The sequence below is a fragment of the Arsukibacterium perlucidum DSM 18276 genome (assembly GCF_000382165.1).
GTDB classification, from domain to species: Bacteria; Pseudomonadota; Gammaproteobacteria; order Enterobacterales; family Alteromonadaceae; genus Alishewanella; species Alishewanella perlucidum.
Map to the genome: position 1 here is coordinate 136,545 of NZ_KB907708.1, position 15,716 is coordinate 152,260.

The 15,716-nt window shown below is 49.1% G+C and carries 16 protein-coding genes; 7 read left to right on the plus strand and 9 right to left on the minus strand.

Features of this window, described 5'->3' with window-relative positions; translation table 11 throughout:
* Positions 1 to 2: 2 nt before the first annotated feature.
* Both H141_RS19985 and H141_RS19990 read left to right on the plus strand, forming a co-directional pair.
* Positions 3 to 1,385, plus strand: a complete 1,383-nt coding sequence (locus tag H141_RS19985; protein WP_019675758.1) for a HAMP domain-containing histidine kinase — start codon at positions 3 to 5, stop codon at positions 1,383 to 1,385.
* On the plus strand, positions 1,382 to 2,389 hold the full coding sequence (locus H141_RS19990) for an alpha/beta fold hydrolase (protein ID WP_083923044.1): 1,008 nt from the start codon (positions 1,382 to 1,384) through the stop codon (positions 2,387 to 2,389). Before H141_RS19985 ends, H141_RS19990 begins: the two co-directional genes overlap by 4 nt.
* A gap of 7 nt (positions 2,390 to 2,396) precedes the next feature.
* Here the strand turns inward: H141_RS19990 and H141_RS0108135 are convergent, their stop codons facing one another.
* Positions 2,397 to 2,861 (minus strand): tRNA (cytidine(34)-2'-O)-methyltransferase, encoded by a 465-nt coding sequence (locus tag H141_RS0108135; RefSeq protein WP_019675760.1) that lies wholly within the window; start codon positions 2,859 to 2,861, stop codon positions 2,397 to 2,399.
* Between the two features lie 169 nt (positions 2,862 to 3,030).
* Here H141_RS0108135 and H141_RS0108140 point away from each other — a divergent pair, with 169 nt between their 5' ends.
* A complete protein-coding gene (locus H141_RS0108140) occupies positions 3,031 to 4,896 on the plus strand; it encodes a putative bifunctional diguanylate cyclase/phosphodiesterase (RefSeq protein WP_019675761.1) in 1,866 nt (621 codons plus the stop codon).
* On the opposite strand, the gene gpsA is transcribed toward H141_RS0108140, so the two are convergent.
* From gpsA to H141_RS0108160, 4 genes are read right to left on the minus strand one after another with little or no spacing between them, the layout of a single operon-like run.
* Complete coding sequence (gene gpsA / locus H141_RS0108145; protein ID WP_019675762.1) at positions 4,889 to 5,896, minus strand: NAD(P)H-dependent glycerol-3-phosphate dehydrogenase; 1,008 nt, start codon at positions 5,894 to 5,896, stop codon at positions 4,889 to 4,891. The two genes, H141_RS0108140 and gpsA, sit on opposite strands and share 8 nt — an antisense overlap.
* A gap of 4 nt (positions 5,897 to 5,900) precedes the next feature.
* Complete coding sequence (secB, locus tag H141_RS0108150) at positions 5,901 to 6,395, minus strand: protein-export chaperone SecB (RefSeq protein ID WP_019675763.1); 495 nt, start codon at positions 6,393 to 6,395, stop codon at positions 5,901 to 5,903.
* 19 nt (positions 6,396 to 6,414) lie between these two features.
* Positions 6,415 to 6,672: a glutaredoxin 3 gene (grxC, locus tag H141_RS0108155; RefSeq protein WP_019675764.1), complete on the minus strand. Its 258-nt coding sequence runs from the start codon at positions 6,670 to 6,672 to the stop codon at positions 6,415 to 6,417.
* Positions 6,673 to 6,674: 2 nt separating this feature from the next.
* Entirely contained in the window at positions 6,675 to 7,109 is a 435-nt protein-coding gene (locus H141_RS0108160) for a rhodanese-like domain-containing protein (RefSeq protein ID WP_019675765.1), read from the minus strand.
* A 163-nt stretch (positions 7,110 to 7,272) separates the two neighbouring features.
* On the opposite strand from H141_RS0108160, the gene gpmM reads away from it, so the two are divergent.
* From gpmM to H141_RS0108175, 3 genes are all read left to right on the plus strand, one after another.
* The gene (gene gpmM / locus H141_RS0108165; protein ID WP_019675766.1) at positions 7,273 to 8,823 is read left to right on the plus strand and encodes a 2,3-bisphosphoglycerate-independent phosphoglycerate mutase; all 1,551 of its coding nucleotides are present in this window, start codon (positions 7,273 to 7,275) and stop codon (positions 8,821 to 8,823) included.
* An 11-nt stretch (positions 8,824 to 8,834) separates the two neighbouring features.
* Complete coding sequence (locus H141_RS0108170) at positions 8,835 to 9,998, plus strand: murein hydrolase activator EnvC family protein (protein ID WP_019675767.1); 1,164 nt, start codon at positions 8,835 to 8,837, stop codon at positions 9,996 to 9,998.
* 108 nt (positions 9,999 to 10,106) lie between these two features.
* Complete coding sequence (locus H141_RS0108175; protein ID WP_019675768.1) at positions 10,107 to 10,880, plus strand: divergent polysaccharide deacetylase family protein; 774 nt, start codon at positions 10,107 to 10,109, stop codon at positions 10,878 to 10,880.
* 66 nt (positions 10,881 to 10,946) lie between these two features.
* Here H141_RS0108175 and rpoH read toward each other — a convergent pair whose 3' ends face one another.
* The 4 genes from rpoH to ftsY form a co-directional block, all read right to left on the minus strand.
* Positions 10,947 to 11,807 (minus strand): RNA polymerase sigma factor RpoH, encoded by an 861-nt coding sequence (gene rpoH, locus H141_RS0108180; protein WP_019675769.1) that lies wholly within the window; start codon positions 11,805 to 11,807, stop codon positions 10,947 to 10,949.
* A 126-nt stretch (positions 11,808 to 11,933) separates the two neighbouring features.
* Positions 11,934 to 12,914, minus strand: a complete 981-nt coding sequence (gene ftsX / locus H141_RS0108185) for a permease-like cell division protein FtsX (protein ID WP_019675770.1) — start codon at positions 12,912 to 12,914, stop codon at positions 11,934 to 11,936.
* Entirely contained in the window at positions 12,911 to 13,594 is a 684-nt protein-coding gene (gene ftsE, locus H141_RS0108190; protein WP_019675771.1) for a cell division ATP-binding protein FtsE, read from the minus strand. The genes ftsX and ftsE overlap by 4 nt, the downstream gene beginning before the upstream one ends.
* Positions 13,595 to 13,596: 2 nt before the next feature.
* A complete protein-coding gene (gene ftsY / locus H141_RS0108195) occupies positions 13,597 to 14,850 on the minus strand; it encodes a signal recognition particle-docking protein FtsY (protein WP_019675772.1) in 1,254 nt (417 codons plus the stop codon).
* A gap of 81 nt (positions 14,851 to 14,931) precedes the next feature.
* On the opposite strand from ftsY, the gene rsmD reads away from it, so the two are divergent.
* The gene (gene rsmD, locus H141_RS0108200) at positions 14,932 to 15,525 is read left to right on the plus strand and encodes a 16S rRNA (guanine(966)-N(2))-methyltransferase RsmD (protein WP_019675773.1); all 594 of its coding nucleotides are present in this window, start codon (positions 14,932 to 14,934) and stop codon (positions 15,523 to 15,525) included.
* Positions 15,526 to 15,716: the final 191 nt, after the last annotated feature.

A 15,716-nucleotide genomic window follows, 5' to 3' on the forward strand; every position in this document is an offset into this window, starting at 1 on the left:
GCATGCTGCGCTGGTTAAACCCGATTAACTCCCTGGCTGGACGAATTTTTGTCTGGTTCTGGCTGGTATTGTTGTCAACCGTGTTTTTAACCCTGGTTTTTTCAGGCAGCCTTAGTGAGCCAACTGATATTCGACGGCTGCCTGCGCCACTCAACCAGCAATTGCAAAGACAGATAGCGCCGCTGGCGCAAAGTGTCGATCGGGCCAGCCTGCTGCAACAACTGGCGCAAGATCAGAGCAGCCGCTGGCTGGTAGTAAATAACACCGACCAGCAATTGCTAAACCCTGAAGCCCTGCCTCCCCGCTTTGACCCACATTGGTTAACAGAACTGGCTCAGCTCAACCGGCCACGCTTGCTGCGCCATCGCAATGTTTATCTGGCCGGACCTTTTGTGATTGAAGTAGCAGGCCAGCAACTGGCATTGTATCAACAACGACAGCGGCCCCAGCGTGCCTGGTGGAGCATGCGCGCCCTGTCTGAACCAGTATTAATATTGTTGCTGTTAGCAGTGTCTGCCACTGCCAGTTTTATTCTGGCAGTGTCTATCTCCAGACCACTTCGGGAACTGTTGCAGCAAAACCTGTCTTTTGCCTCAGGCAAGCTCAATAGCAGGGTCAGCAGACTGGCCAAGCGACGCGATGAACTGGGACAGCTCGGTCGCAGCTTTAACACAATGGCAGAGCGGATAAGTGACTTACTGCAAAACCAACAACGTTTGCTGCGTGACATTTCGCATGAGTTGCGCTCCCCCCTGACCAGAGCTCAGCTCGCATTAGGCCTGGCAGAGCAGCAACAAAACCTGCAACAATTGCCCAGACTTAAGCAGGAACTGGAGCGCATTGATGCCATGTTGGATGAACTACTGACATTTAGCAGACTCGATGCCGGCCAGTATCAACTGGATATCAGCAAGTGTGACTTAACCGCGATGCTAGCTGAGTTAATCGAACTAAACCGGGTAGAAGCAGACAGCAAACAGCAAAGGCTGCAACTCGATGCCCCTGAACAGTTATGGCTGGATGCCGATGGCAGGTTACTGAGCCGGGCGCTGGAAAATATTCTGCGCAATGCAATTAAATACAGTCCCTCTGACAGCACTATCCGCCTTAGCCTGCAGCAACAGCCGCAACAGCTGGTACTGGAAATTTGTGACCAGGGACCAGGCCTGCCAGAAACTGAACTTGCGGCCGTGTTTCAACCATTTTACCGGGTAAGCGACAGCCGCACTCAGCAAACCGGCGGTACCGGCCTTGGTCTGGCTATAGTTGCCAAGATTGTCCATCAACATAATGGTACAGTTCAGGCTTTTAATCGCGCCCCCGGTTTATGCGTGCAGGTAAAATTGCCCCGGGTTGCAACAACTAAAATGACTCAGCCGCTATGATGCCACCAATTAGAGCCGGTATGGCCGAAGCAACGCTTGCTGAACGCTGGCAACAACAGTTACTGCCATTGTGGCAGCAATTTGTCCATGCTGAGCTACGCAGCAGTGATCAGACCCGCCTGAGTTACAGTTATTATCTGGCCGACGACAGAAGCCAGGCAGTGGTATTCAGTACTGGCCGGGTTGAAATGGCGGTAAAGTACATTGAATTGATGCAGGAGTTTATCACTGCCGGCTATAGTGTATATATTCTGGACCACCGGGGCCAGGGCCAATCAGCACGCCTGCACCCCGACCCGCATCTGGGCTATGTTGGTGATTTTCAGGACTATGTCAGCGACTTTAACCAGTTTGTCACTGAAATAGTGCTGCCTGCTGGTCATCTGCAGCATTTGCTGCTGGCTCACTCTATGGGCGCAGCGATCGCCTGCCGCTATTTACAACAGCATCCTCACCCATTCGACGCGGCAATTTTTGGCTCGCCGATGTTTGGCTTAAGTGCCGGCAAAATACCATCCACTCTGGCCAGCAGGCTGGTCGCTGGTTATAGCTGGCTCAGAACAAAGCTGAAATGGAATAGCCAGCAATATTTTCCGGGACAAACTATGTATCTGGAAAAGCCATTTGCAGGTAACCCTCTTACCCATAGCAACACCCGGTATCAGTGGATGTGTCAACTTTATCAGTTATATCCTGACAACCAGTTAGGGGGAGTAAGCTGGGCCTGGCTAACCGAGGCAATCAGAGCCATGACCAGCATTCAGTTGCAAGCAGTGAAATTTGACGTCCCGGTATTACTGTTACAGGCCGCTGAAGATCAGATAGTCAGTAACCGCGCTCAAAATAACTGGTTTAATCAGCTACCAGCGCCATTGTATAAACAACAAACCTTATTGGCTGGGGCCCGTCATGAAATCTGGATGGAACAGGACAGTATCCGGCAGCAAGCTATGGCTGCCGTTAATCAGTTCCTGGCGGGGCTTACTGACAGCATAACTCAGTAAAAACCGGCTAAACCCCTCCGGCAAAATCATGCTGGCGCCAGGCTTCGTAACAGACAATTGCTACGGTATTAGCCAAATTAAGGCTGCGGGCACCTGGCTGCATTGGCACCCGGATCCGTTGCCCGACAGGAATAGTATCGCGCACAGTTTCAGGTAGCCCCGCTGTTTCAGAGCCAAATAGCAGAATGTCGTCAGCCCGGAATTGCTGTTGCTGATAGGGCTGACTTCCCTTAGTGGTTAGTGCCAGGATCCTTTTGCCAGTCATCGCTGTGGCAAAAGTCTGGTAATCAGCATAACGACTGACATTCGCCAGGTCATGATAATCAAGCCCGGCCCGGCGCAACTTTTTTTCTTCAAAATCAAAACCCATCGGCTCAATAATATGCAACCGACAGCCGGTATTGGCGGCTAAGCGGATTATATTGCCGGTATTTGGAGCTATTTTTGGTTCAAACAAAGCGATATGAAACATAAATGCTGGTGCCAAATTTTCAAAGGGCCTTAATTTACACTCTGCCCTCTCAGAATTAAAGACGTTATTTGTTGCCGGATGGCGAAAATATCATCATTTAATTTGCTTTGAGGCAGGTATGCCGGCTATATTTAGGCGGTATTGTATACACTACAAGGATGTTTTTGTTATGCCACTGTCAGGTTGGCTGTGTTTTCTCGCCCTGTTGCCGGCCTTTTCGGCCCAGGCAAGTTTTGCTGATGGGCTATCAGCTACCCCTTCTATTATTTTGCTATTCATTTTTGTTGCTGGTATGGCGATCACCGGTGCCAGCGGTTTGTGGCTTTTAAAGCAGCAACGTGCCAGACAAAAATCGCAACAAAAAGTTTTGCGTCAACTCCTTGCCGATACCAGTGCCATGGTTGCCGTGCTTGATCAGGATTGCCAACTGTTAATTGCCAGTAATGTACTGGAACAACTTACCCGGCAACAAAACCTTTGTCATTGCATGTATTTTGACCCGGCAGCTAAACAATTAGCCTGGCAAGATATCCAGCAAGTATTACAACAGCAGCCAAGCTGGCAGGGAGAAGTATGGTGGCAACTTAAAAATGATTTACTTGCCGTAAGCCTTACCATCACTCAGAGTAATAATAGCGCATGGCCGGCAGCCCGGTATTTGTTAATTGCTCAGGATATTACCGAACGCAAAAGAGCCGATCAACAGCAGCTAAATAACCTGACCCGGGATCCCCTGACCAACCTGCCAAACCGGATTACCCTGGAAGAGCAGCTTGCCAGCAATATCAGCGGTTGCAACAACCTGTATCCTGCAACCGCTTTGCTACTGGTTAAATTTAATCAGTTACTGAGGTCTGAACACTCTGCTAGCAGCCAGAGTAGTGCCAACCAAATTGCAGAAGCAGCAGAAAGTTTACGCCAGGCTATTGCCCCACAATTTACCATTGGCCGTTACAGCAGTGACAGCTTTGCGATACTGGTCGCGCCTCATTTATGCAAGCCGCCGGTTGAACTGGCGCTAAACCAGTTAGCACATCAGGTATTATCGCAAATAAGCCTATTTGACATTACCAGAAACCCTAATCAGGCATATGCCAGCATAGGTATCAGTCGATTTCCGGAGGATGGCTCAGACGCCAGCGCTATTATGCAAAGTGCTGAGCGGGCAGTACAAAACGCTGCACGCAGCGGCACCAATCAATTCTGTTTTGCTGACAGCAGGTTGCAACAACGCGCTACGGAATCTCTTGCGCTGCAATCTGAGCTGAGCATAAGCCTGCATCAGAATGATTTTATTGTTTATTATCAGCCGCAACTTAGCATCAGCAGCAACCGGGTAGTGGGTTATGAGGCATTGCTACGCTGGCATAATCCAAAGCGGGGAATTATGCAGCCACAGAGCTTTCTGGCGTTGGCAGAACAAAGCGGTATGATTATCAAGTTAGACCGTCTGGTTTTTCAGCAAAGCTGTCAGCAAGTAAAACACTGGTTACAAATGAATCAACTTCGCGGCCGGACTGCGCTGAATATTTCTGCCCAACATTTTCAGCAAACTGATTTTGTTGAATATCTGAGTAACTGCCTGCAACAAAACAAGCTGCAAGCCAAGCATTTCACTCTGGAACTGGATGAGCAGATTTTTCAGCAACCTATCGTAGACCTGCAGCAGCAGTTAACAGCACTTAGCGATATGGGCTTTCAGCTAATCCTGGATAATTTTGGAGATGGTATGTCTTCTCTGACCACTTTGCGCCAGTTGCCACTGCATGGCGTTAAAATTGCCCGCAGTCTGATCAACCAGATGGAACAAAAAGAGCAGCACAGAAACATTACCGCCAGTTTAATTCGTTTAGCAGGCTATTTACAGCTGGAAGTTACCGCAAGTGGCATCGATAACGAAATGCAGGCCTATCTGCTACACGTAATGGGTTGTGACAAATTGCAGGGAAACTTATTTAGTAAGGCGTTGCCAGCCAGCGAAATACCGGCACTGCTAGCAAAAGAAAACAAATTGATCAAAAAAGCGGCTAGTTAACTTCGTCACGTTTTTCGCGCCCCAGCAGATCGATAGCAGCCATTTTTACGTCTTTATTCTGGTACAAAACCTGATAAATCTGTTCAGAAATAGGCATTTCAATACCAACCCGCTGAGCCAGGTTAAATACTTCTTTGGCGTTTCGATAACCCTCGACTACCTGGCCAATTGCTGTCATGGCTTGGTCAACAGTTTTACCCTGGCCCAGCAGCAATCCAAAACGGCGGTTACGTGATTGGTTGTCGGTACAGGTTAGAACTAAATCGCCCAGCCCTGCCATGCCCATGAAAGTATCTTTCTGGGCGCCAAGGGCGCAACCCAGCCGGCTCATTTCAGCCAGCCCCCGGGTAATCAACGCTGTTCTGGCATTAGCGCCAAAGCCAATGCCATCTGCCATACCAGCACCAATAGCAATAACATTTTTAACGGCACCACCCAACTGCACACCAATAAAATCAGGGTTGGTGTAAACCCGGAAGCTCTTAGCGCAGTGCAGTAAATCTGACAGCCGGTTAATAAAATCTTGATCTACCGACGACAGCGTTATTGCCGTCGGCATACCAGCTGCCATTTCTTTGGCGAAAGTAGGGCCTGATAAGACAGCCAGTGCAACCTGTTCACCCAGAATTTCCCGGGCGACATCCTGCAACAAACGCCCGGTCTCCGGCTCTAACCCCTTGGTTGCCCAGGCAACCCGGGCATTAGCTGGTAGTAAAGGCTTAATTTGTTTTAAGGTGTCGGCAAAAGCATGGCTGGGCACTACAACTAATATATCGCGACTGCTTTGCACCACCGCCTGCAGATCGTCGCTAACCGTTAAACTGTCAGGTAAACGAATATCTGGCAAATATTTCATATTACAGCGCTGTTGTTGCATCTGCTCAATATCGCTGCTATTACGACCCCATAGTGTTATCGGGTTGCCGTTACGCGCCAGACAAATAGCAAGGGCGGTGCCATAAGACCCCGCCCCCAGTACTGCAATTGCTGCACTGTCCATGGTGTTAAGCGTCAGCTTTTACGCCCTGGCTTTCGGCTTGACGCTTTTGCAGATATTGTGCAAATAAAGCATCAAAATTCACCGGTGCCAGGTTTAGCTGCGGGAAAGTACCACGATTAACCAGACTTGATACCGCTTCACGGGCATACGGGAACAGAATGTTCGGACAAAACGCTGCCAACATGTGTGCCAGCTGGTTTTCTTCCAGCTCACCGATAGAGAAAATACCCGCTTGCTGCACTTCACACAGGAAAGCAGTTTCTTCGCCAACCATAGTTGTTACAGTCAGTGACAATGTTACCTGATATACGCCGTCTTCAACTTTTTCACTGCGGGTATCTAAATCCAGTTTTACTTCTGGTTTCCACTCTTTACGAAAAATTGCCGGCGCGTTTGGCGCTTCAAATGAAATATCTTTTACAAAGATCCGCTGAATAGCAAATTGTAAACCTTGTGCCTGTTGCTCATTTGCAACACCGTTTGCCTGTTGTTCGGCCATGAATAATTCCTAATTTAAGTTATGCGGTTAACAGTGAATCGAGCTTGCCGGCTGTATGCAGCGCAACCATTTCATCGCATCCACCAATGTGAGTTGTACCGATAAAAATTTGCGGCACAGTTGAGCGGCCGTTGGCTTTTTCAATCATTTCAGCACGACGCTCTGGCTGCTCATCAATTTTCACTTCCTGATAGACAACCTGTTTTTGATCAAGTAACGACTTGGCGCGAACACAATAAGGGCAATATGCCTTAGTGTAAATAATCACTTCTGCCATGCTTACCTCTTTAATTTAACAACTGGCAGACTGGCACCGGACCAGGCTCCCATTCCGCCCTGCAGTACAGCGACGTTGGTGAAACCCTGCTTCGCCAGAACAGCAGCACTTTTCTGTGCAGTCATACCTGCCTGACATACCACAATAATGGGAGCATCTTTCTGTTTTTCAAGCCCCGCCAGCTTTTGTTCAGCAATTTGGCTGGCTGTGATTTGCCGGGCACCGGTTATATGACCCTTTTTAAACTCATCTTCACTACGGATATCAACCACTACCCCATCCTGGCGATTTACCAGCATAGTCAGCTCAGTTGGAGACACCTGTCGGATAGCCGAAAACTTTGCTTTTATCCAACCACTGACTATCAATAAAAAAATAACAACCCAAGCCAAACTCAGCAAAGGGTGATTAGTCACAAACTCGATAAACTGCGCCATAGCGTTACATTCTTACTCTGAACCATTTAAAGTGGCCTGAGTATAACGATTTTGATCTAAGAAAGCAGCCCTAAAACGGCCAATCCGTGCTGGAGAAAGTTAGAAAAAGCGGTAAGATACTAGCCTTGCTTAAATGTTCAGCTAAATCAAAATTGGAGTCAGCATGAGTCATCCCAACAAGCCCCTGGTATTATTAATTCTTGATGGCTGGGGATACCGCGAACAAACAGACAATAACGCGATTGCCCAGGCCAACACTCCGGTAATGGATAAGTTGTGGCAAACCTATCCGCATAGCCTGATTTCCGGCTCAGGTTTGGATGTCGGTCTGCCCGAAGGTCAAATGGGCAACTCAGAGGTTGGCCATGTTAATCTCGGCTCCGGCCGGGTGGTTTATCAGGACTTTACCCGCATCACTAAAGCCATTAAAGATGGTGATTTCTTCCAGAACCCGGTGCTGGTCGATGCAGTCAATGCTGCTAAAAATAAAGGTAAAGCGGTTCACATTATGGGGTTGCTGTCTGAAGGCGGTGTGCATAGCCATCAAGATCATATACTGGCAATGATTAAGCTGGCTGAGCAACAAGGTGCCGGCCCGATTTACCTGCACGCTTTTTTAGATGGCCGTGACACACCACCGCGCAGCGCCGAAGCCTCACTGGCGCGTATTCAACAACATTTTGCCGCCAGCGGCAGTGGCCAAATCGCCTCTGTTATTGGTCGCTACTATGCGATGGACCGGGATAAACGTTGGGACAGAGTGCAGCTTGCCTACGATTTATTAACCCAGGGTAAAGCACAGTTTAGCGCCAATGATGCCGTTACTGCCCTGCACGACGCCTATCAGCGAGACGAGAATGACGAGTTTGTGCAAGCTACCGCCATTGTCGGCAGTAACGGCAAACCGGTGCAAATGGCAGACGGCGATGTATTAATTTTTATGAACTTCCGGGCCGACCGGGCCCGCCAGTTTAGCCGTGCCTTTGTTGAGACGGAGTTTGCTGGTTTTAAGCGCGAACATCAGCCAAAACTCAGCAGCTTTGTCATGCTGACCGAATATGCCGCCGACATTAACGCCCCCTGTGCCTACCCGCCAGAAGCACTAAATAATGTACTGGGCGAGTGGCTGGCCAAGCATAATAAAACCCAGCTGCGGATCTCCGAAACGGAAAAGTATGCTCACGTTACCTTTTTCTTCAGTGGCGGCCGCGAGACTGAGTTTAGCGGTGAAAGCCGTATTTTAGTGCCTTCACCTTCGGTAGCAACCTATGATTTGCAACCAGAGATGAGCTCTGCTGAACTGACCGACAAACTGGTCAGCGCCATTCACAGTGGTGAGTATGACGTTATTATCTGCAATTACCCCAATGGCGATATGGTTGGCCATACCGGCATTATGGCGGCGGCCATTCAAGCTGTGGAAGCGGTTGACCAATGCGTTGGCCGGGTAGTGGCAGCTTTGCAGCAGGTTGGCGGTGAATGTTTAATTACCGCTGACCATGGTAATGCCGAGATGATGCAAGACCCCAGCTCAGGCCAGGCTCACACCGCCCACACCAGCGGCCCGGTGCCGCTGATTTATGTCGGCCGCCCCGCCGCAGTAGTGGAGGGGGGGATTTTAAGTGATATTGCCCCCACCATGCTGCAGTTACTTGGATTACCTAAACCTGCAGAAATGACCGGTAAAGTGTTATTCCAACTTAAGCAAAGCTAATCCGGTACCTGATGAAATTAGCCTTTTATTCTTTTACAAACCAGCAGCCATTATGGCTGCTGCTGTTATGTTGTTTATTGTGTGCGGCCCCGGCAAAAGCACGCCAGCAAGCTGAACAAGAGCAAGAGCTGGAGCAGGTACAGCAACAAATTAAAACTACCGAGCGCCAACTAAAACGACAACAGCAACAGCTAGCCAAAGCTGAGCAACAGCTGCAGCAGTCAGATCGGGCATTGGCCAATGCTTTAACCCAATTACAACAAACGGGACAGCAACTCAGTCAGATTGAACAACGCGGCACAGAACTGAATCAGCAGCAGCAACAATTGCAAACAGAGCTGCAACAACAGCAAAGCCAGCTTGCTGCGCAATTGAAAAGCGCTTACAGCCTGGGACAGCATGACTATACCCGCATGCTGTTAAATCAGCAGGATGCAGGCAAACTTGAGCGGGCACTCACTTACTATCAGTACTTTAACCGGGCCAGAGTGAAACAGCTGGCAGAAATAAATAAAACCGTACTGGAGCTGGAGCTGATTGAAAAACAACTGGCAGAACAGCAAAAGCAGTTACAAACCACCCTGACAGAACAACAACGGCAGCAGCAGAAACTGCTTGCTGTCAAAGCTGAGCAGCAACAGGCTGTCAGCCAACTGCAGCAATTACTGAAAGAACAAGGCAATCAGCTAAGTTACCTGCGCCAGAACGAAAGCAGTTTGCAAAATACCATCGATCAGTTGCGGGCATTAGCAGAGCGAAGCCTGGAACTACTGGGATTAACCTCAAATAAAGGCAAACTGCGCTGGCCGCTAAATGGCGCGCTATTGCACGGCTTTGGCGAAAGTCGTCAAGGTGGTATGCGTTCACGCGGTATTTTAATCCAGGGCCGGGAAGGTAACCCGGTCCAGGCCATTGCTGATGGCAGGGTTATATATGCTGATTGGCTGAAGGGTTATGGCTGGGTTATCGTGCTGGACCACGGCGAAGGTTTTATGAGCCTTTACGGCCACAATCAGAATATTTTAAAGCAACCTGGTGAGCAAATTATTGCCGGAGAAACAATTGCGCTGGTTGGCATGAGTGGCGGCCAGGCCAATGCCGGCCTGTATTTTGAGATAAGAGAGAAAGGCGATGCTGTTAATCCTTTGTCCTGGCTTAGCAAAAACAAGGGATAAAAATGTCTTGCGGCCGGTGTTGGCATACGCCAATATAACAGCTATTAGCAGGAAGTTTCGGCCATTCTTTGCGGCCAGACGAAACGGGTAAACAGGAAAAACAACCTCGTGCGTATAACTTTATTTGGGCTGGCATTGACTGCGTTACTGAGCGTTGACGCACTGGCACAGCAACCTCGTATTGCCATTATTATTGACGATATTGGCTATCAGAAAGCTGACTTAAAGATGGTATCGTTACCGTATCCGTTAACTTTATCAGTACTACCCCATACCCCTTACGGCCCAAAATCGGCGCAATTGGCGTTTTCTCAGCAAAAAGACGTAATGCTGCATATGCCAATGGAAGCCAGTAATAGTAAAAGTCTGGGGCCTGGGGCCCTGACCCGTGATATGAGCCGCCAGCAAGTGCGTGATGCTCTCCAGCAGGCATTAGCCGATATCCCCTACGCCATTGGCGTCAATAATCATATGGGCAGCCTGTACACCGAGCTGGACCAGCCTATGGCATGGACCATGGAATACCTGCGGCAGCGTCAATTGTTTTTTGTTGACAGTCTGACCACCCCGCAAAGCAAAGCGCGCTTGTATGCCCGCCAATATGGTGTCGCCAGCTTAAGCCGCCATGTGTTTCTGGATAATGATTTGTCTGAGGCGGCATTACAACGGCAGTTTCAGCAACTACTGCATATAGCCAAGCGGCACCAGGTAGCGATCGCTATTGGCCATCCTTACCCACAAACTTATGAGTTTCTTAAGAAAAACCTGCCATTACTGCACAAGCATGGCATTGAATTGGTTAGGATCTCTGCACTATTGCCTCAGGAACATGACGTGGTTGCTGCCGGTTTTACTGCACCGGCTATTTCAGCACCACAATAAAAGCCTGCTTGTATCCAATAAAAAACCCTGCTGCAGCAGGGTTTTTTATTGGATACAGGGTATTGCTCAGCTCAGGGCAGAATGCAGTTTCTTCATGGCATTTTTCTCAAGCTGGCGCACCCGCTCGGCTGACACCTGATAGCGCTCGGCCAGTTCCTGCAGGGTTAACTTGTTATTGTCCAGCCAGCGCGCCCGAACAATATCCTGACTGCGGTCATCCAGCGTGCGCATTGCTGCCTGCAGCCGGTCTGCTGCAGCGGTATCCCACTGCTCATCTTCTACCTGCACTGCCAGATCAGATGCTTTATCCTGCAGATAATAAACGGGTGCGGTAAAGGCAGAATCATCATCCTCATCCGGCGCATCGTAAGGCATATCATAGTTGCTCATCCGGGATTCCATTTCCCGTACTTCGTGCTCTGCCACGCCCAGTGACTCGGCAACATGCTTCACTTCGTCCTGATTAAACCAGCCTAAATGTTTTTTGGCTTTGCGCAGATTAAAAAATAACTTACGTTGCGCTTTGGTGGTAGCGATTTTAACAATGCGCCAGTTTTTCAACACGTATTCATGTATTTCTGCTTTAATCCAATGCACCGCAAATGACACCAGACGCACACCCACTGTTGGATCAAAGCGTTTAACAGCTTTCATCAGGCCAATATTGCCTTCTTGCACTAAATCACTGATCGGTAAACCATAACCAGAATAACTACGAGCGATGTGCACCACAAAGCGCAGGTGAGACATAATCAACTGGCGGGCAGCTGTCAAATCACCATCCTGCTGCAAACGCTCAGCCAAGCTACGCTCTTGCTCTGCAGTTAACATTGGGATGGTGCTAACGGCATGAGTATAAGCCTCAAGACTGCCGCTGGCAGCGACGGTAAGCGGCATAAATTCTACTTTATCTGCTTTAATTGTCATGTTTTGCCAATCCTGTTTCAATCGAATGCGACCATCTTAGCACTCTTTACGCAAGAGTGCTAATTGTCGATCAAAAGTTTTAAGATCTGGTTATTCTAAAAGATGAGCTTTAATAATTAATTGTTATTAAGGGCCGGTAGGCTCGATAGCGCTGATATGGCGGCGTACTGACAAATAAGACCCCGTCAGGCCAAGCAGCACGGCAATCAGCAGTAAGCCAATAAACTCCCGGAAACTCATGGCCATTAACCTGAAGTCACTTTGATACAGTGCCGTGACGTTGCTGATAGCACCTTGCAACCACCACAACATCAGTTCTACTACCAGAAAAGCCAGTAAGCCGCCAAAAACACCGAACCAGACACCGGTATATAAAAATGGCCGTTGAATAAAAGCATCAGTGGCACCAACCAGTTTCATTACTTCAATCTCGTCTTTTTTATTCATAATAGATAAACGAATGGTGTTGCCAACAATCAACAGCACCGCGCTTAACAACAACAGCGCTATAATTGCTACGGCTTGTTGCAACATGCTGACAATAGCATTTAACCGGGTTAGCCAGTCGATATCCAACTTGGCAAAGTCGACTATCCGTTCATTACTGAGCCGCTGCAGCAATGTCTCAGCTGCTTGTGGTGCAGTGTTCTTTGGCAATACCCGGATAAGATCGGGTAACGGGTTGCTATCCAGATAATTAAGCGCTGCACCAAAGCCGGAAATCTGCTTAAATTCTGCCATCGCCTGCTGCTTGCTGACGAAGATAACCTCAGCAACATCATGGTCAGCCTGTAAAATAGTAACCAGACTTTGTACCTGATTGGCTGGGGTTTGTTCCCGGATATACAGGCTGATTTCGGCAGCCTGAGTAAAGCTACTGCTGATTTGCTGCATATTCTTCACCAGCAAGTGTAAGGTAGCAGGCAAGGTTAAACTGACACCCAGCACGGCGATGGTTAAAATGGAGGCCGAAGGAGTGCGCCATAATTCACCAAGGCTGGCTACCGCCTGCCGGGCATGATTAAGCCAAAACATAATAAAACGGCGCAACAAGCCAATTTTTTTTGCGGCAGCTCCGGTTGCCCTGCCGGTAAACAAAATACTCATACCGGCTCCTGATACTGTAGTAAACCGTCGTTAATCATCCTGCCATGTTTCAAAGTCAGAGTACGATACTTCATTCGCGCCACCAAACCAAGGTCATGGGTGGCAACCAGCACCGACACTCCTACCTGGTTAAACGCTTCAAAGACCCGCATCGTATCTTTTGACAGGTCAGGGTCCAGATTACCCGTTGGCTCATCAGCTAATAATAACGGCGGCTTATTCACCACCGCCCGGGCAATGCCTACCCGCTGCTGCTCACCGCCGGATAAGGTCGCAGGTAAACAACGTACCTTATCCAGCAAGCCCACTTTATCCAGCGCGGCATGCACCCGCTTTACCATCTCTTTGCCGGTAAAGCCTTCAATCACCAATGGCAAAGCCACATTGTCAAACACGGTATGGTTCATCAACAGGCGGTGGTTTTGAAAAATAATGCCAACATCACGCCGGACATAGGGGATCTGGCTGCGGCGGATCCGACTCAGTTCAATATCGTTAATCAATACTCTGCCGGCGCTGGGCCGCTCAATCAGGCTGATCAGTTTTAACAAGGTGCTTTTACCCGCGCCAGAGTGACCGGTTAGAAAGGCCATTTCGCCCTTTTCCAGCCGAAAGCTGATGCGGTCCAGTGCCACAAAACCACCCGGATAGCTTTTACTGACCTGGTCAAACTGCAACATTATTAGTGTTCCTTACTAAACAAGGCTTTAATAAAGTCCTGGCTATTGAACTGGCGTAAATCATCTATCGCCTCACCAACACCAATGTAACGAATAGGTACCGTAAACTGATTAGCTATAGCAAAAATAACGCCGCCCTTGGCAGTGCCATCCAGTTTGGTCAGAGTGATGCCGGTCAATGGCACCGCTTCATTAAATAACTTTGCCTGGCTTATTGCATTCTGGCCGGTGCCCGCATCAAGTGTCAGCATAACTTCATGCGGCGCAGCAGCATCAATTTTCTGCAATACCCGGACGATTTTTTTCAGCTCTTCCATTAAGTGCGCTTTGTTTTGCAAGCGGCCTGCGGTATCTGCAATTAAAATATCCACTTTACGGGCTTTTGCTGCCTGATAAGCATCAAAAATAACCGAAGCGCTGTCGGCGCCGGTATGCTGAGCAATAACAGGAATCGCATTACGCTCGCCCCAAACCTGCAGTTGCTCTACCGCGGCAGCACGGAAAGTATCACCAGCAGCCAGCATAACGGATTTACCCTGCTGCCTGAATTGCTGGGCCATTTTACCTATAGTGGTGGTTTTACCAACGCCATTTACTCCTACCATCAGAATAACAAAAGGCCCTGCCGGGTTACTGGCTATCAGGGGTTGCTCAACTTTGGCAAGTAATGCTGCCATGTCCAGCTGTAGCTGATTAAACAACAAACCAGCATCTTTTAATGCCTTGCGGTTTGCATGTTGGGTCAGTTGGCTGATTAGCTGCGAAGTGGTATCCATGCCAACGTCGGCCATCAGCAACTGGGTTTCCAGTTCCTCATACAGTTCATCATCAATTTTCTTGCCAGTGAACAAACCGGCCAGGCCGTCGCCCAGATTCTGGCTGGTTTTTGCCAAACCTTGTCTTAGCCGGCTGAAAAAACCTGCTTTCTTAGCAGCTGTTATTGTTACCGGCTCAAACGCAGCTGCCGGTTGAGGCGGTTGACTGACCGGCTCAGGGCCTGAAGCAACACCGGCTACCTCAGAGGCTTTACTGTCATCCGATACTGTCGCTTCGGGCTGCCCGGTCAGAGGTTTGCCGGCTATTAAAGGCGGCGCTGCGTTTGCATCCTGTGGCGGTACTTGTTCAGCTGCAGCGCTGCCAGGCTTTGCCTCAGCGTTTTTAGCCGGTTCAACAGGCTGCTTGGCCTGATCAGGTTCCGGCGCGGCTGTTTTTTTACCCAGGCCAAGCCAGGAGAAAAGATTTTTCTGTTTTGTCATAAGCTTTTGTGTCGAAGGCAATATTCAGGATAAAATTGCTGCTAATACTATCACCTTTAACTCGCAGGCAAAACGGAAACGATGAAACAAGCTAAAACCGCCAAAGGCAAAACCGGCCAACCCGGTTTTGTCAGAATTATCAGCGGTCAGTGGCGGGGCAGACGTTTACCCGTTGCCGACGTGATTGGCCTGCGGCCGACGACTGACCGGGTAAAAGAAACCTTATTTAACTGGTTAATGCATGATGTCAGCGACAGCACGGTGCTGGATTGCTTCAGCGGTTCCGGTGCGCTCGCTTTTGAAGCGTTATCACGCTACGCAGGTTATGCCACTCTGGTTGAAAAAGATCCGGCCCAGGCCAAACGGCTGCAAGCACTGCTGACCAGTTTAAATGCCAGCCAGGCTGAAGTGGTAAACAGCGACTGTTTACGTTTTCTGGCACAACCGGCCAATCGTCAGTATCAGATAGTGCTGGTTGACCCGCCCTTCCGGCAAAACCTGGCGCTACCTTGTTGCCAATTGCTGCAGCAACAGGGATGGCTTAGCCCCAATGCGTTAATTTATCTGGAAACAGAGAAAGAACTACCCCTGACTGATATACCGGCCAACTGGAGACTGCTAAAAGAGAAAGTGGCTGGCCAGCTGGCATATCGTTTGTGGTTGAATCCAGCATAAGTGTCATTATTTTTTCTGAGGGATCCCCACGAATTTGACCACAGTATCAGCTCTTTTCCATTTTGATTACTGCCCAATCTGACTCTGCCGCCCAGAGCATGATTTGCCTTATTGCAGCCTGTATCTGCTCAATGCTCAGCCCTAACTTTGCTACCTTGCATAGCCGCCTACCCAGGTAGTTAAACGACAAT